The organism is Arthrobacter sp. 05T423 (assembly GCF_056396245.1).
Genome location: NZ_JBFTLC010000006.1, coordinates 88,668 through 108,117, shown reverse-complemented (window position 1 = coordinate 108,117; position 19,450 = coordinate 88,668). Strand labels below are relative to the sequence as shown.

Genomic DNA, 19,450 nt, shown 5'->3' with positions numbered 1-19,450 from the left:
ACGGTTACCGGCCTCCGAATTCGTCGGCCCCGGCGTCGCCGTCGAACCCGGCACCGACGTCTGGCTCTGCGAGTCCCTGCTGATCCGCGACGGGGAACCCATCGCCCACCTGCAGGAAAACATCTCCGCGCTTCCCGTGAGTTTCGCCGGCGGCGCCGCGGCGCCCTTGGAAATTAACGACGACGGCGGCACCACCTTGCTCACGAGGCTCAACAAAGCGGCTGGCCGGGGAATCGGCCCCGGCGAGTGCCAGATCGGCCTGAGCCAGGTCGGGCCCAAACCGCGCCAAGCTGCTGGACCTGCGCGCATCGGACCCGGTCCTCGTGCTGACACAGTACTTGCGGCACGCCAACCGCCCCTTCTACCTGGCCAAGAGCCTCATCGCCGACCGCGCCGGACACCCTCAGTGATGCAGTCGCCCCAGTCCTGACGCCATGCCCGGGTCGCGGCCACACCACCCGTTTGCGCTTCAAGGCGAAGAAGTTCTTTGCTGGTCGAGTCAAAGGAATATTTCGACGAGAAATGCCCCGGCCGCAAACGGCCGGGGCATCCTTTTTCGCCCAGAAGCTGAGCGTTCCAATCAGGGCCACATTTCGTCAAGTTGCTAGAGACCGGTCTTGCTAACGCCGTACTCAGCCTGCGCCGGGGTGAAGCCCTCAAAGAGCAGTTGGTCAATCAGCCCGGCACGCGAGAAGGACGTGTATTCGAGGTAGTCCTTGGCTTTTTTGGCTGCCTGCTCGTTCCAGTTGACGCTCACGCGGTCCACGGCCCAAGTCGCATCCGGTGTCGAATACTTCTCGAAGACCAACTGTTTGATGAGACCGGTACGCGAGAAGGCACTGTAATCGAGATAATCAGCGGCTTTCTGCAGGGCGTTCTGCTGACTGACCGTTCCAGCTTCTGCGGCAGCCTTAGCAGCGGCGGCAGCTTCAGCCTTATCCTTGGCAGCAGCGTCCGCCTTTGCCTTAGCCTCCGCGTCAGCCTTGGCCTTGGCCTCTTTGGCAGCAGCGTCCGCTTTAGCCTTAGCCTCCGCGTCAGCCTTAGCCTTGGCCTCCTTAGCAGCAGCATCAGCCGCGGCCTTAGCTTCCGCGTCAGCCTTAGCCTTTGCGTCAGCCTCAGCCTTGGCGGCTGCGGGATCCTGCGTTGCGGTCTCTACCGGAGCAGCAGTAGCGGGAGCAACCGCGGAGTCATTGGCAGTGGAAACGGCCTGCGCGGACGTTGGTGCAGCTTCGCCTCGGGTGGCGTTGAGGATAATGCTGAGGAGGATGAAAGCGCCCGTGACGATCAAGGCCACTTTCTTATGCCTGTCGTAACCCTCCAGCGGAAGCCCCTGCTTGTCGCGGGTCTTGTTTACCAGTATGAGGATGAGGTCGATCAGGGCCCATATACCCAGACCACCGAAGGTGATCAGCTTGAGTATGCCGGTGCCGACTTTGCCCAGGTAGAACCGATCCACGCCTAAAACGCCGAGGAGGAGGGAGAGCAACCACGTGACGAGGAAGGACTTATTGCTCTGCTGCGTCTGTCCCCACTGCGGGTACCCATAAGCGGCGCCCGGCATCGGCGGCTGTTGGGGCATTTGGGGGTGTGGCTGCTGGTTCAGGACGTGCCCCGGGTACGGCGATTGGGCAGGCTGCCCAGGGTACGAAGCCTGTGGCTCCGGCGCCATGGCCGGCTGCCATTCGGGCTGGCCGGGGGCGGATGCCGCCCGAGGTGTCGGAGGCTGTTCCGGATAGGACTGGGGCATGCTGTTCCCTTCGATGGTGTCGTGCGGATCGTCTCGTCTTGAGGGCATCTGGTTTCCCATCGAAAGCCGGCTTCCCCACAAGCCGTGTACTCCGCCTCCATCCTTTTGCCGCAGGCTCAAGCTCTGCATGGGTTTGGCCACGCCGAACACAAGGTTCTGCGCAGGATTATGCAAAGGTGTGGTGCGCGTCAGACTCGGCATTGAACGCATCCGGCCCTTCAAGGAAGTCCTCGGCGGCCCCGGGCACCAGGTCGAGATCAAGCGCATCCAGCTGGGACGGCAGTCGGCCTCCGAGTTCGTCGCCCGTGATCCAGCACCCAGTGGAAGCGTGGACTGACACCTCACGCCGCCCGAAAAATTCCGGCTGTGCAGTTGGTTACGTTCCGGACAAAGTTGAAGCAACTCATGGAATCCTGAAGGCTGCACCGCCGGTGGGTCAGACACCCATTTGGAAGCTTATGCAACCCCATCGAAGCCGAACTGGCTGCACGGACAAAGCTGGAATAGATGACCAAAACTGACAACAGCAACATTGAAGGACCAGCCGTTAAGGCCGCGGAGACTGGGAACGGCCTCGGCCTGAGCCCCGCCCAGGTCATCGCGGGCGGGGGCGCCGCCGCCGTGGCTTCCATCATCGGCGGGCACCTCGGCCTGGCAGGATCCGTGGTCGGCGCCTTTATCCTCAGCGTTATCTCGGCCGTTGCACTGCCCCTGTTCCGCGCCTCCCTCGAAAGGAGCCACGCGCAGATCAAGCGCTTCGTGCCCAAACGAGTCACGGATCAAGCCCGTACGACGCGCCCACAGGTGGCCACGGACACCGCCAGCATCGCCCGTGCCACGTCCGGCAAAGTCTCCGCCACGCCCTTGCCGCTTGCTCGGCCTTGGGAACACACAACCGCTGCAAGGCGTGCCCCCGATAAATCGACTCGGGGCCGGAAGGCCTGGATGGCTGTCGGTGGAACAGCCATCATCTTCCTCGTTGGAGTCGGGTCGGTTCTTGGCATCCAGTCAGCCACGGGCGTTACCCTTTCGAACGGAACCAGCGCTCTCCAGTCGAGTATTTCCCACGTCGTGCCAATCACCGGGGACAGCAAGGGCACTTCCCCCACGAGCCCGAAACCGAGCGCCCCGGCAGTTGAGCCGAGTACCGTGCCAACGGATCAGGCCACAGACCCGGCGACGGAGCCGACCGAACAGCCGACGTCGACACCCACTTTCACAAGTGACCCCGCACAAAGTGCGGAACCCACCACGCCAGCCGGCGGGGACACCCCGGATCCGTCGAGCACGCCCGATCCCGCCACTGGAACATCGGACGGAAGCAGCGGAGGGGGCGGAGCCGACAGCCAGACCCAGCCAGGTCCCGCAGCATCTGGTGCCGCCCCTGCCAAGTAAATTCACCTAACCGCTCGCGCGAATCTCCGGCCCCGATGCGGGCAGCTGAACCTCTGCACTTTTCAAGGATTGGGCCGCTCGTCCTTTGACGAGCCACGACTGACGACCTGGTTTCCAGCGGCCACCTGGTCCCGGCGCCGTCAAGCGTGCACGGGCCGTGGGCGGACCGACTCGTTAGGGCCGGCAGCGAAGTCAGCCCGAATGAGGCAGGATACGTCGCTGTGGCGATTGAAGCCTCTACCCTCGCTGCCGCAGAACTGCGTCGCCGTGTGGACCACCGAGGACCCCATGCATAGACACGGGGACTACTCCCCTGCCGGGAACGCGAACGTCGAAGGCATCGGGGATGGTGCGGTGCCCCTGTACAGCACGATTTCGTCGTGGGCCTTCAGGGTGATCGACGAAATGCTGCCGGACCGCTTCTTGCCGTTCACGGTCGCCGACCAGCCAGTAATTGGCGAGTGGGCCGCTGTGCCGGTGGCGGGACCGGTTCCGTCCAGGACTCCCCATTCCGTCAGCAGTTGCCCTACCGTGTACGTTTTGCCGACGACCGGCGCCTCGACATGGATGACGCCGGATTCGTCGTGGGTGTGCAGGGCCGAGATGCCCGTGGGCTGGCCGGCGGCGTTGAATTCGAAGCCGATGTCCGCCGGGATGATCATCGCCTTGCCGTTCACGAAGACGTCCAGGTGTGCGTGGAAGTGTTCGGCGGAGCCTTCGGCGTTTAGAACGTCAAGTCCCGCGGCTTTAATGCGTGCGGCCCCGCCCTGCTTGTTCAGCTCCCACCCGGTGGCGGGGCTAGGTGCTTCGGTCTCTGCCGACTGGGGTGGGGTGCCGGAGTCCGAGGTGTCGAGCGCCGAGGTGCCGGGGACCGAGGCGGCGCACGCCGACGCGGCTATGAGGACGCCGGCCAAGGACGCGGCAAGGGACAGTTTCTTCTTCACGGGGTGGCTGCCTTCATTCGGGATCAGTGTCGTCGGCCAGGTCTCAGCCGGAAGTGCTGCCCCGTGGACTGACGAAATCGGTCGTGAGACGAGGCTACCGTCAACAGCTTTATCCAGTCGCATCAACGTGCCTGCCCGGTCATTAGGGCGGTAGTAATGCCTCCACATCACAACTCCCGGGACACCGGCTCCGCCCGGAACGACTCGCAGGTGGTTCTGCTTGGCGCCGGCCTGGATACCCCCTGGACGCAAGCCCTACCGGAGGCGGCTTTGATCCGCACGCACCCACCATTTGGGTTGCCGAGGGCCTCTTCTACCTGATTGCGGCCGACGTCCAGTCCTTGCTCCGTGAGGAGCCGCCTTGTCCGCAGGCGGCTCCATCTTTCTGGTGGACATCTTTGGCGCCGGTCTTTTGGCCATTGGAGGGCATGGCTCCGCTCGTCGCCACGCGCATGACTGGCCGTTGGCCGCTACCCTTCTGCAACAGATACCCCCGAGGCCCTCTTTCGGGCCGCGGGCTAAAGCTCCGCTGGGGTTCTCCAGCCCGGACAGTCCGAAGGGAACTTCGGCCCGTTGAGCCAAGTGCCTGATGAACGGGACTTTTGACTGCTTGCATGTCACGTCACTCCAGTCCTGAGCCACGCCGCGGCCTCGAGTTTCTGTACAGCTGCCACGACTTGAACCGTGCCAAGAGGACGGCCGCTGTACAAAAATTCGAGGGTGGGGCGGGTGAGGGCTCAGGCAGGTGACGTGCCCGCAGAGGCGAGCGCCGCCGTCGTGCTCTCCGCTCCATCAAACGCCAGCAGTGTCTCCACCAGATGCGGCGCAAAGTCGTCCTCAAGCGACAGCACCACGCGGCACCGGGCGCCGGGCTGCTCCGGGTAGTCCATGTACAGTCCGCGCAAGTCGCAGACGGTCTGGCCGCGGCCCGGGCCGGAGGTGGTGTCAACGTCCACGTGCACCACCGGAGCAACCGCCGCGCTAACAGCCCCCACAGCGAGCGCCGCGGCGAGAGGGTCGTGCATGGCGGAGCACGCCCGTCCGAAGATGCCCTCGTAGAACCGGAAGTAGTAACCGAGCATCTCCCCCAGCGCCCGCGGCACAGGACCGGACGAGGCGAGCAGCTCCTGCCGGTGGTTCTCCTCCAGCACGTTGGTCATGGTCACGTCCAGCGGCACCAAGGTCACGTCCCAGCCGGCGGACAGCACCAGCGCGGCGGCCTCGGGGTCGTTGGCGATGTTCGCCTCAGCCACCGGCGTGAGGTTCCCCGGGGCCAGGGCGGCGCCACCCATGATCGTGATCTCCGCAACCAGCTCCGGCAAGGAAGGCTCCAGCCGCAGGGCCTCGGCGATGTTGGTGAGCGGGCCGATGGCCAGGATCCGCAGCGTGCCGGGGTGCTCGTTCGCGAGCCGCACTAGCATCTCCGCCGCCGTCTCCGGCGCGAGCGAAACAGAGGACGCAGCAAGCGAAACCTCGCCGATCCCGTTGGCGCCGTGCACCCACGGCGCTCCCCCGCCGAAGGAACCGGCCAGGGGGTCGTGCGCGCCGAGGGCGACGGGGATGTGCGCGTGCCCGGCGAGCTCCAGCAGGTCCAGGGTGTTGCGGGCGCCAACGGCGGCACTGACGTTGCCGCTCACGGCGCCGATCCCCCGCACGTCCGCCTGCGGTGAGGCGAGCAGGTAGGCCAGGGCGAGGGCGTCGTCGATGCCCGTGTCGCAGTCGAGGTAGAACGGATGGCTGGTCATGGGAATGGTTCTTCTTTCGGTTTGGTGCGGAGGGGTCAGAGGGTCTCGCCCTTGGGGGCGGCCACGAACAGGCTGACGATGAACGCGGCGGCGGTGATGCCCACCGAGATCCAAAGGGCGGTGGCATAGCCGGCGGGCGTCGCCTGCGCGGCGAACGGGGCAACAATTACGACGCCGAGGCTCGCCCCGATGCCGAACGAGGCACCGTTGATGCCGGGCAGGGCCGCCGGCGCCTCCTTGGGCGAGAGCAGGACGGAGAGCCCGTTGATGGCAGTGAGGAAGAGGCCGTTGTAGAAGATGCCGAGGGACGCGACGGCGATCATCACCGCCACTTGGTTGCCGGAAAACAAGGCGGCAGCCACGGCGCAGGCCAGGCTCAGGGCCGTGCCGGTGCGGAGGGTCTTGATCCAGCCGCGGCGTCCGGCGAGCCAGCCGGCCAGCGGCGCGGCGAAGACGCCGATGAGCGCGGCCGGGGTGAGGAACAGCAGGGCGGAGAGGGACGGGCTGAGCCCGAAGCCGGAGCGGCCGTCCTGGCTGAGCAGCACCACGGTGAAGTTCATGACGGCGAAGATGCCGGCCAGGGTCAGGACGGTGGTGGCGATGACGGGCCACACCTGGCGGGAGCGCAGGTGGTGGACGGCGATGAGCGGGTGGCTGCGCCGCTTCTCGATCATCCAGAAAGCGGCGAAGGACACGACGGTGCCGGCGAGCAGAGCCAGGGTACCGGGCGCGGTCCAGCCGGCGGCGGATCCGCCGGAGACGAAGTAGGTGATGAACACCAGGAACACCGAGAGCGAGCCCGCTCCCCACCAGTCCATGGCGCCGCGGACGTGCTGCGGCCGTCCCTTCGGGACGGTCTTGAGGATGCAGCCGGCGGCGACGGCGGTGAGCACCAGGACGACGGCGAAGATGGACCGGAAGCCGAGGGTCTCGGACATCAGGCCGCCGACGTAGCCGTCCACTCCCCCGATGCCGCCGTTGATGGCGGCGATGATGCCCACGGAGGTGCCGAAGACGCGCGGCTGCAGGTTCTCGCTGAGCACGATGTAGGACAGGGCGAAGACGGCGCTGGACACGCCCTGCAGGAAGCGGCCGGCGATGAGCAGCGGCAGGGTGGGCGCGGCGATGCAGAGGATGGTGCCGGCGCCCATGATGGCCAGCACCAGCAGGAGCGCGGCGCGCCGGCCGATGAAATCGCTCCACCTGCCGATCACCGGGCCGGCGATGGCGCCGGCCAAAAAGAACATGGACTGCACGGGGGCGGCGGCGTCGGGGGCCTGGCCGAAGCTGGCGGCGATCCGCGGCAGGGCCGGGGTGACCATGCTGGCGTTGAGCTGGAAGGACAGCACGCCGAGCAGCAGTGTGGAAATGAGCAGGGCGGCCGGGCGGCCGGCAAGTCTGGTCACGTCGGTTTCGCTTTCGACGGCGGTGGGTGGCGAGGTGCTGGCGTTGGCTGGGGTGTTCACATCAAACTCCATTGTTCTCTGCAGGATGTCCTGCGGATGGGAAATCAGTTGTTATACAACCATGTATGACKAACAAGTACAACCATGCCGTACACTATTTCCTAATTCAGCCGCCCCTGGCTCGACCTGATAGGACTTCCTTATGAGCACTCAGCTTCCTGCCGTCACCGTCGTCGGCAGCATCAACCTGGACATCATCGCCACCACCGACCGGCTTCCCACCGCCGGCGAGACCATCGGCGGCGGCGTCCTGCAGCAGCAACCGGGCGGCAAGGGAGCCAACCAGGCAGTGGCCGCCGCGCGGCTGGGCGGAAGTTCCCGGATGATCGGCGCGGTGGGCAACGACGCCCAGGGCCGGCTGATGCTGGAGGCCCTTTCGTCCGCAGGCGTGGACACCGCGGACGTGGCGGTGCTCGACGGCGACGCGACCGGCACGGCGCTGATCGTGGTGGACCGCGACGGCGAGAACCAGATCGTGGTGTGCCCGGGGGCAAACGCAGCGTTTTCGCTGGACGGCGTTTCGTTTGCGCCGGACGAGACGGTGCTGTGCCAGCTCGAGGTCGGCCTGTCTGTGGTGCTGGAGGCCGCCCGGAAGTCCTCGGGGTTCTTCGCGTTGAACGCGGCGCCGGCCATGGACCTGCCGGCGGAGCTTCTGGAGCGGTGCGATCTGGTGATCGTCAACGAGACCGAGTACGAGCTGATCCCGGCACTCACTTCCGCGAAGCTCGTGGCCGTGACGTACGGGAAGGACGGCTCCGCGATGTTCGAGCACGGCCGGAAGGTTGCCGAGGCTCCTGCTGCCGCCGCGACGGTGGCGAACACCATTGGCGCGGGGGACGCATTCTGTGCGGCGCTGGTGCTGGCGCTGCGGGCTGGACTGGATTACGGGCGGGCGCTGGCCGTGGCCAATGCGGTGGGGGCAGATGCGGTGCGCGATCCCTCTTCGCAGCCGGCGCTGGCGCGACTCGAGGAGTACGTTGAGCGGGTGGCTGGGGCCGGGGTTGCTGCGCCGTGACTGTGGTTTTCAGGCTGGCAACGGCCGCCGACTATTCTGAGGTCCAGAGAATCACGCGAGAGGCGTACCTCCACGCCGGGCACTTCGCTGCCGACCACCCATACATGAGTGCGCTGAATGACGTGGAACACCGGGCGAAGCATGCCGAGGTGTGGGTCGCCGAATCATCGGGCGCAGTCGTGGCAGCAGTGACGCTCACCTTCGCAGGGCAACCGTGCAGCGAGATCGCAATGGAAAATGAGCTTGAGTTCCGGATGCTCGCGGTTGATCCTGCCGTTCAAGGCGGCGGCGTTGGGCGTGCCGTTGTCCGCCGGGTCATCGAACACGCGGAGTCGTTGCCGAATATCAGGGCGATCAGCATTACGAGCGCGACGTTCATGGAACGGGCGCATGCTCTTTACGAATCCCTGGGCTTCCGGAGGGTCCCTGCCCGCGACTGGTACGTGCCGGGCGAGGACGTGCTGCTCTGGGTGTTCCGGCTGGACCTGTCGGTGGTTGAGCTTGTCGAAACCGCGCCCGACGTGACTGGTGGTTGAGCTTGTCGAAACCGCGCCCGACGTGACTGGTGGTTGAGCTTGTCGAAACCGCGCCCGACGTGACTGGTGGTTGAACCCGCCGAACCTCGAAGAGCAGGGCCGGTTGGTCCGCACCTAGAGCGGAGCCATGGCCCTGACCCCCGTTACATGTAATGGGTCCCCGAAGGCCGGGGATTTGGTCGCTGGGCCCGATGACTTTCTTGCCCTGATGCGGCGGGCCTAGACATGGCTCTTGCTATCGCAAGGACGCTGATTGACCCGGCTAAGCAACAGGCGGAACGGGTCGTACCAACGAGCGTAGCAGCCCCCGTGCATGGCGGAATTTAACCCTTTGTGTTTCGCGACAATTGCGCCCCGTCACACAACGGAGAGGTAGGACTGACAGACCTGTGCCCCTCGGCTGCAACGCCCCTCTAACGCTTCCCGCGGTGTAATGCCGCGGGGGTCCTGGCTTGGTCGTAAAAGGTCGTGGGAAAGCCGGTCAGCGCTGTGTCGAAATGAGCACCGCCATGGCCGTCATCCAATCGATCCGTTCCTGTTCCAGACGCACGTTGCCGCGTACCGCCAGCTGTTCCACCACTGCAAGCTCCTCCGGCAGAAGGTGCTGCATGGTCCCAACGGCCGGCTTGGGCTCGTGCCCCCAGAGGTCTTTGAATGCCTCCAACGTGTCCAGGTCCATCAAAACAGTGCTCACAGCAATGCCTTGGGCCCGCAACCGGTTCAAAATGCCAAACCCGTGGCTGTCTAGATCGCCCCAGTAGACGACGCCATGGTCGCGGATCCACGGGATGCGGGCCAACCTGTCCACTGCGTAGCCGGAACCATGGACCACCACAGCCCCCGGCAGAGGCGGCATGGCCAACACGGACTCCAGATTCTCAAACACGTAGACCACCTCGGGGCTCAGGTCCATAGCGGCCAACTCCGTGACCGGTGCAGCCAGATCCGCCAATCCGCCCGGCGCCAGAGCGGGGTCGAGGAAACGCACGCGGACCAGGTCCGGTTTGTCCGCCAGTCCCAACCCACTTCTACCGGTGGCTGCTTCATGCAGTCGCGTGACGAGGGGCCTGTACTTCTGGACCCATTTGGTGTCGACTCCGCGGATGGGCAATTAGCGGATGTACAGTCCGGACGCCGGATGCACTCTGAGCCATTCCAGTACGCCGGCGAGCCGGGTGAAGTCTTCGGGAGCCAAGGCGGCAAGTTCCACGGCGCTGCGGCCCACCGCGGTCGCAAACCGGTCTGCATGGGGCTGCGGCACCGAGTCGAGCAGTGCCTTGGCCCTGGAGGATGCCCGTTGCCAGTGGGTGGTTTTGCCGGCAAATGCAGCGACAGCCCCGGGGGTGTCGAGTTGCACACGGTCGGGAATCCTCTGCTGGCCGAGGCTGGCCCAGCGGCGTTCCGTCCACAACACGTCGGCGGCCCCTTCCCATGACTTGGCCCAGTCGACGGCGGCGGACACGGAGGCCAGTGCCTGTGCTTCGGTGGGCGGATGCAAGGGGATGCCAAAGGGAAGCGACGCGTCGTCGCCTACGGACCACGAGCCAACGTGGCGGTTGTATTTCTTGAGCGCCTGCGCGGCCGCCCCGGCAGGTGTCACCGGCGTGGGGCTCAAAACAGCGCGCCCGTCTCCGCAGGATCTTCAGCATCCCGGATTTCCAGCAGCCCTGTGCCGGCCGGCTGCTCCCGGCCCGGCACCTCGGCAGGCGGTGGCACAGAGTCCGGAACCTCGCCGTCGTCCATGGACAGGGAGCCGATGCGGGAGTCCTGGAACTCCCGGCAGGTGACCACGGCCATGCCCCCAATGTACTCCTCCAGCGTTTGCAGGAGTTTCAGCGGTGTGGCGAGCACCATGTGGAAACCGAATTCCGTGAAGACATCCATGGCGATGCGGGTGAAGTTGCTGTCCGCCTTATCGAACGCCTCGTCCATGACGACGGTTCCGTAGCGCGGCACGTCCTCGCCATCGCCGGCCAGCTGGTAGCGCAGGGCCGCGGCCAGGCAAAACGTGACAAGCTTTTGTCGCTGACCGCCGGAGAGGCCAGCGCTGGAATCGTACACGTTAAGCTGCCTGCCGGCGGAGTCCACCTCCGTGGCGGTGAAGCGCACGTGCAGCCGCGTGTCCAGGCATTGGTTCCGCCAGGACGTGTCGGCAGGTTCGCTGGAGGCGAGTTTCTCCATGATGCGGCGCATGACCTCGAATTTGGCTTCGGCATCGTCGCGGTTCTGGGCCACCCAGGAGCCCGTACTGATGTCCTGCAGGTCGCTGAGAAACTTCCGGCCCAGCTCGCCCCGGTTCTCCTTGACGACGATCTTCAGGAACCGCCCGGCGTCGAAGGCAGACCGTTTGAGAGAGCCGTTGATGGGGGTCACCCTGTCCCGCACTTCCAAGGGCGCGCGGCGGATCTCATTGGCCAAAGTGGCCACATTTTGCTGCGACTGGCGTTCCATGAGTTCGAAAAACCGGGTCTCAAAGTCCGGCAGGCGGTCCGCGACGAGCTGCTCCAACAGGGCAAGGTATCCGCCACCATCCTCCACCTGGTCGGTCAAGTCCCCGGCTTTGGCGGACCAACGACGCCGGAACTCTCCCGCCAGCGAGGCGAAGGCTGTCCGGGCGGCCGCGGCCTGGGACGTGGCCTGTTTTTCCTCCGCGCTCAACCCAGTGGCCACAGCCAGTGCGACGTCGTCGATCACCTCGTGGACTATGCTGCGGCGCTGCTTCAGGAATCGTTCCCGGAGACTGGCAGCAAGCTCCTCAGGCACGTCGGCCGACGCCGCAACACGCGGTTCAAGCCCTAACACGATGCGGTCCAATCCCGCCAGTTGAGTTCTGACGTCAGCCAGCGACTCCATGGCGGCCTGCTGGGCCTTCTGCGCAGCCGCCCAGCGCGCCCTGGCCTCCTTGGCAACAGCTTCGGCTGCTCGAAGGTCGCCACTCACCGCGAGGATCTCCGCCAGCCGTTCTTTGTGGCTTACCACCCGGGTGCGGGCCCGGCCAGCATCCAGTTGGTCCCAGCCTTGGGTTTCAGTCAGTGCCAGTGCCTCGGCGCGCCGGCGTTCGGACTCGCGCCGATTCTCCGCGGCGTCGACCTTATCGGCGAGTTGGTCAGCCGTGGCTCGGGCAGCCTGGACGAGTGAACTCAGTAGCTCCAGTTTGTCGCGTTGTCGAATCCGAGCACCCACGTTGAGCGGTCGTCCACCCGTGACCGATCGTCTTTCTCGTGTCGGGTGCGTGAGCGTTTGACCTGCCCGGCACGGGTGACGGCTTTCTCCGAACCGGCTAGTTCCGCGGGCGAATCGACGCATTCGTAGTCATAGTTGCCCGACAGGACCGCGTGCAGCCAGCCGGCCATAGGACCATCGGCAACCTGGACCCGCGAGACCAAGGACCGCTCGGTTCGTGCGGGTCGCGGTGGTTCTGACCGGCTGGGGACGGACTCGAAGACGAGCCGCGAGCCCAGAAACAGCCCATCGACGGCCTCGCGCACACGGTCGATGTGCTTCTCCGGGACGAGCATGACGGTGGCCAGCGGACGCAGCACCCGCTCGATGGCTCCGGTCCAGTCAGCGAATTTCTTCCGGACCTCTAACAGTTCACCGGCGAACGGAAACGCCGACGCCGGCAGGCCCGTCGCCTCGGCTACAACGGACCTCGCTGTCACCAGCTTGTCGTCGAGATTGGACCGTCGGCCGCGCAGGGATTTGAGCTCCGTTTCGAGGTCGCGGACTTTCGCTTTGGCGGCACTGCGGGCCTCATGAAGCTCATTGATGGTCTGTCTGCTAGCCGCCCGGGCGGCCTCCAGGCCGCTGCGTTCGGTGCGGGCCGCGGCCCGAAGTTCCTCGTACTCTTCGAAGCTGGCAGGGAAACTGATGCCTACCGCCTCCAACTTTGAAGCCAGCTCCGCTCGCCGGCTCAGGACATCGCGTTCGCGCTCCTGTGCCATGTCCACCTGCGTCTGTTGGTCGCGGAGGGCCTGCCCGCCATGGCCGTCCACTTGTCGGCGGGCTGCCGAATGGGCCTCTTCCAATTCCGCCGTGGTGGCGGTGGCTAAATCGAGGTCGTGTTGGGTGGTCAGTGCGGCAGACTCGGCGGCCGCTTTAGCGTCCTTGGCCAGCTTGAGCTTCCACTCATCCTTGAAGCTGGGCAACGCCGCGGAAAGTGCAGCGGCATCGGTGGCGCGGGCGCTGTTCAGCCCGAACGCGCGGGCCGGTTCCTCCATGCGCCGCAGATGTTCCACCTGCTCGCGCGCCTCCACCACCAGCCGGTGGGCCTCGGACAATTCGCCAAACTGCGCCACTGCGGTAGTGGCGATGTCGAACGTCTTCGGCTTGTCCAGCATGAATTGGCGGAATAGGTCATCAAGGCTGCCCAGCGACTTGGCCGATTGCGTCTTGTGCAGCAGAAGGACGGCATTCTCGCCGGAGATGCCCATCAGGCGGCAGAAGCGGCTGGCAAAGGCCGAATGCTTGTCGGTGACGTATGCGGCCGGCCAGGTGCTCTTGATGCGCCGGGTCTCGATGCCGTTGCGAAGGTAGTCGACAAAATCGGTGAGCGTCGCATCCTCCTGCAGGAGGATGCTCAATTCGCTGACTTCAGCGGGCGTGTTGCAGCCTCGGCGCAGGTGGTACAGCTTGAGCAACAGCACCGGCTTAGACCCTGTGTTGTCGTTGTAGCGCAGCAGGATGCCGCTAAACGTGGCGCCGGTGCGCAGATATTCCGCACGCACTTCGCCCGTTTCGTCATCGGCACTGCGCCGCCACGCGCCGCGGATGTAGCTCACAATCGTCCGGTCTTCCCCCCGGGCGGAGGTGTCCTGGGCGGCCGCGTTGAAATGCAGCTTTCCTCGCGGCGTCAGCACCGCTGAGATGGCGTCGACCAGCGAGGACTTTCCCGAGCCGGAATGTCCAGTCAGCAGGAAGCCCTTTCGTGCAATGTCCAGGCCGTGGTGGCCTTGAAACGTCCCCCAGTTGAGCAGCTCTACCCGTTCCAGCCGCCACTGACTGGTCCGGGTGCTTGGTGCCGTGGCCGCCATCGTCATGCTCATTCTGCCCCCTCATTGGTGTCGGGCAGCTCTGCGGAGCCGGGCTCTACCTCCGCAGCCAGCCGCCGGTACTCCGCCTGCACGGCTGCAATCTCCTCCGCGCCGAAAACGAGCCTCAAGACGGGCGAAACCTCGAAACGGCCCTCGGTGCTGGTTGCAGCCAAAAGCCCGTATTTGACCATTTTTTGCCAGGACGAGTTGATGCGTTTGGAGAATCCCGCGATGTCGGCGTTGTCTTTCCCTCGGTAAACCTGCAGCTGATCGGCCACTTCGTCCGCGCCGACGATGGTATTCCGACCGCCGCCTTCCTGCAGTAGCGTCTGCCGCAGGTGGAGCAGCAGCGCCGTGTCCAGGAACGTCAGTGTGGCAGTGCGCATCACTTTTGGCCCGTCAACGTCCGCGGAGGTGTTGCGGACGAAGGCGACCTGTGCGGCGTGATCGGTGACTAGGTCCAGGAACAGGTCTGCCAAGCTGGACCGGACGGCGTCTTCGTCGGACAAGAGAGCCGTCCATAGATTGCCGTGCCGGGAGGCGGAGAGATAGGGGCCGCGTAGAAGCTGGACGAGGACCCGGCGGGAGGGCTCCCGCAGGGTGCCCGTGTCGCCATCCCACAGCGCGACGTCGGACAACGGTCCCTCGCCTCCGGCCGGTCCGGGTACGCCTGATTCGCTCACGGATAAATCCTTTCGGTGAAGAGATAGCGGCCCACGGTGCCGCAGCGCGTGGTGCCGGAGCCATCGGTGGAGCGTCCGGGGGGCCGCCAGGTGACGTCTTCACGGCCGCTCAGCGCGATGGCGTGCTCTTCGGCTAGAACTAGGAGTCCGACGACGCTTGCCACACCTTGGGTGGCCGGACGATCAGCCAAAACGTCGGCAATGGTTGCAGAGCTTTGCCGGCTCAGCACGGCATTTATATTGCCAGTCAATTCGATCATGTCGATCTCGGAGGCGCGGGCCAGAGCCCGGAGTTCCTCAATGTCCACTGTCTCGGCGTCATGCTCGATGATCTCGCCAGCGACTTCGAAGTCGGCCGGATTATGCAGATTAAGAGCGGCCACTGAATTGAGCGGAACACTGGTCAGGTCCAGCGACAATTCTGTCTTGGCATAAGGCTTCACCGACTGCGAGGTCTCTAAAGCTTGCCGCAATGCAGAACGCAGCCGCTGGTTGATCAACCGGTCCTGTTCGAGTTCCTGGGACTGGACAAAGCGGCGCAGGCTGCGGCTGAACGCAGTCATGACGGCATGGATTTCGGAGCTGTGGTCCTGGAGCGTGGGCAAAATCCGGCGCAGAGTCCTCACCTGCGTTGCGGAGAGCCGGGACGTGAATTGCCTGTCCATGATGGTGTCGATGCTGTCCTCGAAATCACGTCCCTGTTCTGGGTCAAGCAGTAAAGCATAGAAGCCGGAAAAGCTCCGTCCAGCCTCGGACTCGGCCAAGAGATCAACACCGCGGAAGATGTCATCCAGGACGCTGCCGCGCGGGCCATCCTGTTCGATCAGCCGTTCCCGCAGGTCCCTGTTGAGTTGCTCAAGCTCGGACCGGACCCGGGCAAAATCACTGGGTATTTCTTCGATGAGCGATAGTACGTCGCGCAGCCGTTCAGCGGCCTGCTCGGCGGACAGCACGTCAACGTCCCCGCCGGCGGCCCGCTCAATCTGGGCATCGATGCGGGCGCGTTCCTCATGCAGTGCGCGCAGCCGTGACGTACTGTCCGGGTCTGTTTCGCGGGCCAGCACGCGTACCCTGTCCAGGATTGTGGCAAGACGCGATTCGGTGACGGCCTGCCGCGGCTGGGACAGCTCGGTGACAAAGCGAATGGCCTGCAGAGCTCCCAGCGACAACTCAAAGGTCTCCTCGCGGGATCCCTCTGCCGTGCGACGGATCAGGATGCCGTCATTACGCCATGCCGTGCAATATGCCTGAGCCGTCTGCGGCAGGTCGAAGCCATTACCGCGCAGCTCCTCCAGGTCCTCCTCAACCTGCTCAAAGAGCGTCGGCGCCGCCAACCGCCGTTGCTCGCCGCCCAGATGCTTGCTCAGCACAGCCACGGCGATGGCTGCGTTGTTTGCACGGAGCAGACGCCACGCAGGGTCCTCGCTCAAAAGGCGGGAGGCCGTGAGGGCGGCGCGAAGAACAGTCATGCGTCTCACACTAGCCAATGGCGCTGACAATGATTCCTTGCCCGATAAGCCCGAAGTCCTCAAGGGTAAGCGTCGATTCGAAGGGTATCGAGGCCGGGAGTCTACGTGCTGGCCGACTCGTTCAAGCTTGGGCTGCGGCCCTTCCACACCTGGGCACGGCTGGCCCTGCCGTGGACCTGGTGGCGGACGACGGCGCCGACCCCGATCAGGTGCAGAAGTTCCGGGATGCGAGGGGGCTGCTGTTTGAGGTGGCTGGGGTCTGCGGGACCAGGGGCAGCTACATCAGGGCAACTCCGGTGGCTGCGACGTGACACAGTCGTCTCATCACACCGGACCTACTGGAAGAATAATTCGCCTCATCCGGTCCTCCCGGGCTGCGCGTATCGCCGTCTTTTGTAGGGTCCGAATTTTGGAGGCCACTACGGCGTCCTGCTCGCTAATTTGAAGCAGCTGATTACGCCGAAGCCGGAACCAACCCGGTCGATCAGCATTACCTAACTAGATGCCCCGCCCTCAAAGGTAACCTCGTATCCGAGCGACCCGAACAGACCAGTCAGCATGCTCTTGGTATTTTCACCTGCTCGCTGCCGCAGCTCGGACTTCTCCGCAGCGTCAGCCATATCTGATTCGGCGAGGAGATAGAGCTCCGCCTGCTGAGGCGCCGTGAAAGCATCTACGACTCGGTCAGCGATGCCACGGTCCTGGCTGTACACATAGGACCGGTCGTGGTCAATATTGGGCTTGTCGAGCTGCGGCTCGGGCAGCCGCACCGTCACCGACTTGCCGTCCGCTGACAGAGTAAGGTCCTCTTCGGCGAGACCTGCAAGGTCGACATAGGCATTGACGGTGCCAGCGGCCACAAAGAGCGTCCGTCGTCCTGCTATGAAATCGGGAAGCCCCCCGCTGCTTTCTTTCTCGTCCAGTAGAAGCTCAAAATTACCGACCGCAGCGTGGTACTGGCTGACATTCTTGACTGACTTCAGAAGAACGGTTAGGTCCCGCTCGCTCTTGCTCGAAAACGGGCCGAACCCAAGCATGCTCGCTGCCAACAGTGCTGCCAGAAGCACCGCCACGGCAGATGAAACGAGCGCGACGGGCTTGAATGATTTGGCTTCGGACATTGGACCCCTTTGCCTTGAAACGGCGGAGGTTCCGTTCCTGGTGTTGCTTCCAGAATTTACTGTCTGGCTGATTCAGGATCAGTGTAGCGGGACTCGCCCGACGGTTAGGGTGGCGACACTTTCAGGAATTCTGATCTCTATGTGGGACGATAACGACCGGTGACAATTGGGCAAGGATCACGTTCTTGGCTCCCCCAGGCGCCGTCGCTAGCACCGCCCAGGGCGGCTTCACTTCATCGAGGGGAAACAAGTGACTACTACTGACAGCAAGGCACTCGTACCGGTGTGGACACTGGCTACGGAGGCGGTCAGCGTGTCTGACTTGCTTGGCACCGAGGGCTTAACGCCGGCTCGCCTTGCAGAACTGCGGACGGTTTTGGCAGCACTTGCGGACGCCCCGATCGCAACACTCGAGATGCATTCCATGCCACCGACTCGTGACCGTAAAGGCGGGATCCCACTTGACGTTGCAAGCCCGCTGGCAAAGCAATTGGCGCAGCTGGTAACCCAAACAGCGAAATCCGCTCCCCCGCAACTAAACATGGCCGATACCGGAGAGGTGCTGTACCGGATGGTAGTCCCTGCCAAGGTTGCCGCGCAGGTGGGCAAGGGGCTTGTGCGGCCCATGGCAGCCAAAGGAGTCGCAGGAGCTGTTCACGGTCCTCTGATGGGCTCGACCGGAATCGTAGGTGCGGCAAAGTTCGTGCCTGTTGCAGGTAAAGCCGCAGCTGCAGGCACTGCCGGCGCTGCAACTGGTTCGGCAGCGACGGCTGGCGTTGCGGTAGCCAGCGCTGGAGCTCTGACGGTGGCCGCGCCACTCGTGCTGATGGCCGTGGCCGTCAGCGTCAGCGCATACGCCGAGCACCAGCGCCAGGAAGCAATTGAGCGGATCACTGACCTCTTGGAGCAGTTGCACGAAGACAACCTCGATAAAGAACGCAACGAGTTGGACGGTTGCCGTGAAGCGATCGACAAGGCGACGTCGATCCTCCTTGACCAGGGCCGGATTGGCCTTTCGCTGGGTCTGGATTCCTCCGTGCACGGCATCAATACCGCTATCGCTGCCACTCGGCGGCGGCTGAAGAAGTGGGAAGCGGCACTGGATGCGCTGTCCGACGGCGCAGTCGAGGTAAGCGGATTGAAAAAGCCGTTTCCCGGCATCACCGAGGAAGGCGGAACCTTCCGGGCGCACCTACAGATTGCACGGCTGGCCATCGCTCTCAAACGGCGGGTGCTCGTGCTTCAGGCAGTCGAGCACGCCCAGCAGGACACCGGCAATTCCTTCAAGAGTTTCATCGGGACGCTCCACGACGACGGGCGCAGCACCGACGAGTTGGAGTCAGGTATCAACCAGGTGCTCCTTCGACTGTCTGCGCTTCAGGTGAAGCGCGACGGCGGTTTCCGCCTTCCCGCGTTTACGGCTGGCGAGGTAGACCAACTGCTACAAGCCTCGTACCGACTTCGCGCTCTGGGAGACGATCTACAGGTATCTGGCCACCGGGATGACGTTGCAATTGAAATTGAACGGAAGCGTGACGGATCCCTCGTCGTATTCCCTGGAATCGCAGCCTAATCAACTCAGGTGGGCAAAGCGCTTACTACCATCTGACGCATACTCAGCTCGCTAAGACAATCCGCCTACGATTTTACGGAGCAACCATGGCCGGAAAAGCAGACAAAGCCGCTGCTGTTATGAAGGACGGCGGACAGAAGGCAAAAACTGCCGCCGCCAAGCTTTACGCTCTCGCCAAGGACCCCGAGACGCAGGCCAAGGCAGGGAAACTGCTTGAGGACGGCAAGAAGATGTATCATGCAGCAACAAGCCCCGAAGCCAAAGAGGCCTACCGCAAGGCAGCGGAAGTAATAAACAAGATGCGCAAGAGATAGCCGAGGGCTGGATTCCCGCCAGGTCACCAAGACGCCGTTGATCCCGCCGATCCCGCGAATTACTTGTGTTTTACAGGTACTTCGACAAGACCCGCGCGATCGTGTGCCCCGAAATCACGAGCCACTCCACGAGTTCCTGCGCCCGTGCCTCGTCCAGTAATTCGCCGGGCCGGCTAATGACGAGCTTGTCTGCTTTGCGGTCGGGCCAGTCGTCCCCCTCCGCGCCGAAACCAAACTCCACTCCGATGGCGTCGCGCTGGGCCACCAACTTTGCGAAGAGGTCCTTGGCATGGTTGATCCAGAAAAGCGGCTCTTCGCAGATAAGCATGCTTAGGACTGGCTGAGACCACGCAGCATCGCCTCCGCCGTTTCTGCGCGGCGTAGTGCGGATGAAAAGATGTCAGAGCCT

General features: G+C 64.2%; 19 protein-coding genes and 1 pseudogene. 7 read left to right on the top strand and 13 right to left on the bottom strand.

Going from position 1 to position 19,450, the window contains the following annotated elements:
• Nucleotides 1-4 precede the first annotated feature (4 nt).
• Nucleotides 5-289, bottom strand: a complete 285-nt coding sequence (locus AC1DFE_RS07315) for a hypothetical protein (RefSeq protein WP_476905234.1) — start codon at nt 287-289, stop codon at nt 5-7.
• A 315-nt stretch (nt 290-604) separates the two neighbouring features.
• Complete coding sequence (locus AC1DFE_RS07310) at nt 605-1,579, bottom strand: Ltp family lipoprotein (protein ID WP_476905233.1); 975 nt, start codon at nt 1,577-1,579, stop codon at nt 605-607.
• A 346-nt stretch (nt 1,580-1,925) separates the two neighbouring features.
• On the opposite strand from AC1DFE_RS07310, the gene AC1DFE_RS07305 reads away from it, so the two are divergent.
• Together AC1DFE_RS07305 and AC1DFE_RS07300 are read left to right on the top strand one after the other, a co-directional pair.
• Nucleotides 1,926-2,084, top strand: a complete 159-nt coding sequence (locus AC1DFE_RS07305; RefSeq protein WP_476905232.1) for a hypothetical protein — start codon at nt 1,926-1,928, stop codon at nt 2,082-2,084.
• Nucleotides 2,085-2,254: 170 nt separating this feature from the next.
• The gene (locus AC1DFE_RS07300) at nt 2,255-3,142 is read left to right on the top strand and encodes a hypothetical protein (protein WP_476905231.1); all 888 of its coding nucleotides are present in this window, start codon (nt 2,255-2,257) and stop codon (nt 3,140-3,142) included.
• Between the two features lie 305 nt (nt 3,143-3,447).
• Here AC1DFE_RS07300 and AC1DFE_RS07295 read toward each other — a convergent pair whose 3' ends face one another.
• From AC1DFE_RS07295 to AC1DFE_RS07285, 3 genes are all read right to left on the bottom strand, one after another.
• Nucleotides 3,448-4,086, bottom strand: coding sequence for a hypothetical protein (locus AC1DFE_RS07295; protein ID WP_476905230.1), 639 nt, complete (start codon nt 4,084-4,086; stop codon nt 3,448-3,450).
• A 737-nt stretch (nt 4,087-4,823) separates the two neighbouring features.
• Nucleotides 4,824-5,831: a nucleoside hydrolase gene (locus AC1DFE_RS07290; protein ID WP_476905229.1), complete on the bottom strand. Its 1,008-nt coding sequence runs from the start codon at nt 5,829-5,831 to the stop codon at nt 4,824-4,826.
• Nucleotides 5,832-5,866: 35 nt separating this feature from the next.
• Nucleotides 5,867-7,297 (bottom strand): MFS transporter, encoded by a 1,431-nt coding sequence (locus AC1DFE_RS07285; protein WP_476905228.1) that lies wholly within the window; start codon nt 7,295-7,297, stop codon nt 5,867-5,869.
• 142 nt (nt 7,298-7,439) lie between these two features.
• On the opposite strand from AC1DFE_RS07285, the gene AC1DFE_RS07280 reads away from it, so the two are divergent.
• The gene (locus AC1DFE_RS07280) at nt 7,440-8,312 is read left to right on the top strand and encodes a ribokinase (protein ID WP_476905227.1); all 873 of its coding nucleotides are present in this window, start codon (nt 7,440-7,442) and stop codon (nt 8,310-8,312) included.
• Complete coding sequence (locus AC1DFE_RS07275) at nt 8,309-8,848, top strand: GNAT family N-acetyltransferase (RefSeq protein ID WP_476905226.1); 540 nt, start codon at nt 8,309-8,311, stop codon at nt 8,846-8,848. Before AC1DFE_RS07280 ends, AC1DFE_RS07275 begins: the two co-directional genes overlap by 4 nt.
• Before the next feature lie 481 nt (nt 8,849-9,329).
• On the opposite strand, the gene AC1DFE_RS07270 is transcribed toward AC1DFE_RS07275, so the two are convergent.
• From AC1DFE_RS07270 to AC1DFE_RS07245, 6 genes are all read right to left on the bottom strand, one after another.
• Entirely contained in the window at nt 9,330-9,869 is a 540-nt protein-coding gene (locus AC1DFE_RS07270; RefSeq protein ID WP_476905225.1) for a Wadjet anti-phage system protein JetD domain-containing protein, read from the bottom strand.
• 90 nt (nt 9,870-9,959) lie between these two features.
• Nucleotides 9,960-10,463 (bottom strand): DUF3322 domain-containing protein, encoded by a 504-nt coding sequence (locus AC1DFE_RS07265; protein ID WP_476905224.1) that lies wholly within the window; start codon nt 10,461-10,463, stop codon nt 9,960-9,962.
• Nucleotides 10,460-12,031, bottom strand: a complete 1,572-nt coding sequence (locus AC1DFE_RS07260; RefSeq protein ID WP_476905223.1) for an SbcC/MukB-like Walker B domain-containing protein — start codon at nt 12,029-12,031, stop codon at nt 10,460-10,462. The genes AC1DFE_RS07265 and AC1DFE_RS07260 overlap by 4 nt, the downstream gene beginning before the upstream one ends.
• A complete protein-coding gene (locus AC1DFE_RS07255; RefSeq protein WP_476905222.1) occupies nt 11,989-13,881 on the bottom strand; it encodes an ATP-binding protein in 1,893 nt (630 codons plus the stop codon). The genes AC1DFE_RS07260 and AC1DFE_RS07255 overlap by 43 nt, the downstream gene beginning before the upstream one ends.
• A gap of 8 nt (nt 13,882-13,889) precedes the next feature.
• The gene (locus AC1DFE_RS07250) at nt 13,890-14,564 is read right to left on the bottom strand and encodes a DUF4194 domain-containing protein (protein ID WP_476905221.1); all 675 of its coding nucleotides are present in this window, start codon (nt 14,562-14,564) and stop codon (nt 13,890-13,892) included.
• Entirely contained in the window at nt 14,561-16,033 is a 1,473-nt protein-coding gene (locus AC1DFE_RS07245) for a DUF3375 domain-containing protein (RefSeq protein ID WP_476905298.1), read from the bottom strand. Before AC1DFE_RS07245 ends, AC1DFE_RS07250 begins: the two co-directional genes overlap by 4 nt.
• Before the next feature lie 99 nt (nt 16,034-16,132).
• Between AC1DFE_RS07245 and AC1DFE_RS07240 the strand changes: the two are divergent.
• A pseudogene (locus AC1DFE_RS07240) lies at nt 16,133-16,344 on the top strand (hypothetical protein); the annotation flags it as partial.
• Between the two features lie 183 nt (nt 16,345-16,527).
• On the opposite strand, the gene AC1DFE_RS07235 reads toward AC1DFE_RS07240, so the two are convergent.
• A complete protein-coding gene (locus tag AC1DFE_RS07235) occupies nt 16,528-17,154 on the bottom strand; it encodes a DUF4230 domain-containing protein (protein ID WP_476905220.1) in 627 nt (208 codons plus the stop codon).
• Nucleotides 17,155-17,404: 250 nt separating this feature from the next.
• Here AC1DFE_RS07235 and AC1DFE_RS07230 point away from each other — a divergent pair, with 250 nt between their 5' ends.
• Together AC1DFE_RS07230 and AC1DFE_RS07225 are read left to right on the top strand one after the other, a co-directional pair.
• Nucleotides 17,405-18,727, top strand: a complete 1,323-nt coding sequence (locus AC1DFE_RS07230) for a hypothetical protein (RefSeq protein ID WP_476905219.1) — start codon at nt 17,405-17,407, stop codon at nt 18,725-18,727.
• Between the two features lie 86 nt (nt 18,728-18,813).
• Nucleotides 18,814-19,041, top strand: coding sequence for a hypothetical protein (locus tag AC1DFE_RS07225; RefSeq protein ID WP_476905218.1), 228 nt, complete (start codon nt 18,814-18,816; stop codon nt 19,039-19,041).
• A gap of 70 nt (nt 19,042-19,111) precedes the next feature.
• Here AC1DFE_RS07225 and AC1DFE_RS07220 read toward each other — a convergent pair whose 3' ends face one another.
• Complete coding sequence (locus tag AC1DFE_RS07220; RefSeq protein ID WP_476905217.1) at nt 19,112-19,369, bottom strand: hypothetical protein; 258 nt, start codon at nt 19,367-19,369, stop codon at nt 19,112-19,114.
• Nucleotides 19,370-19,450: the final 81 nt, after the last annotated feature.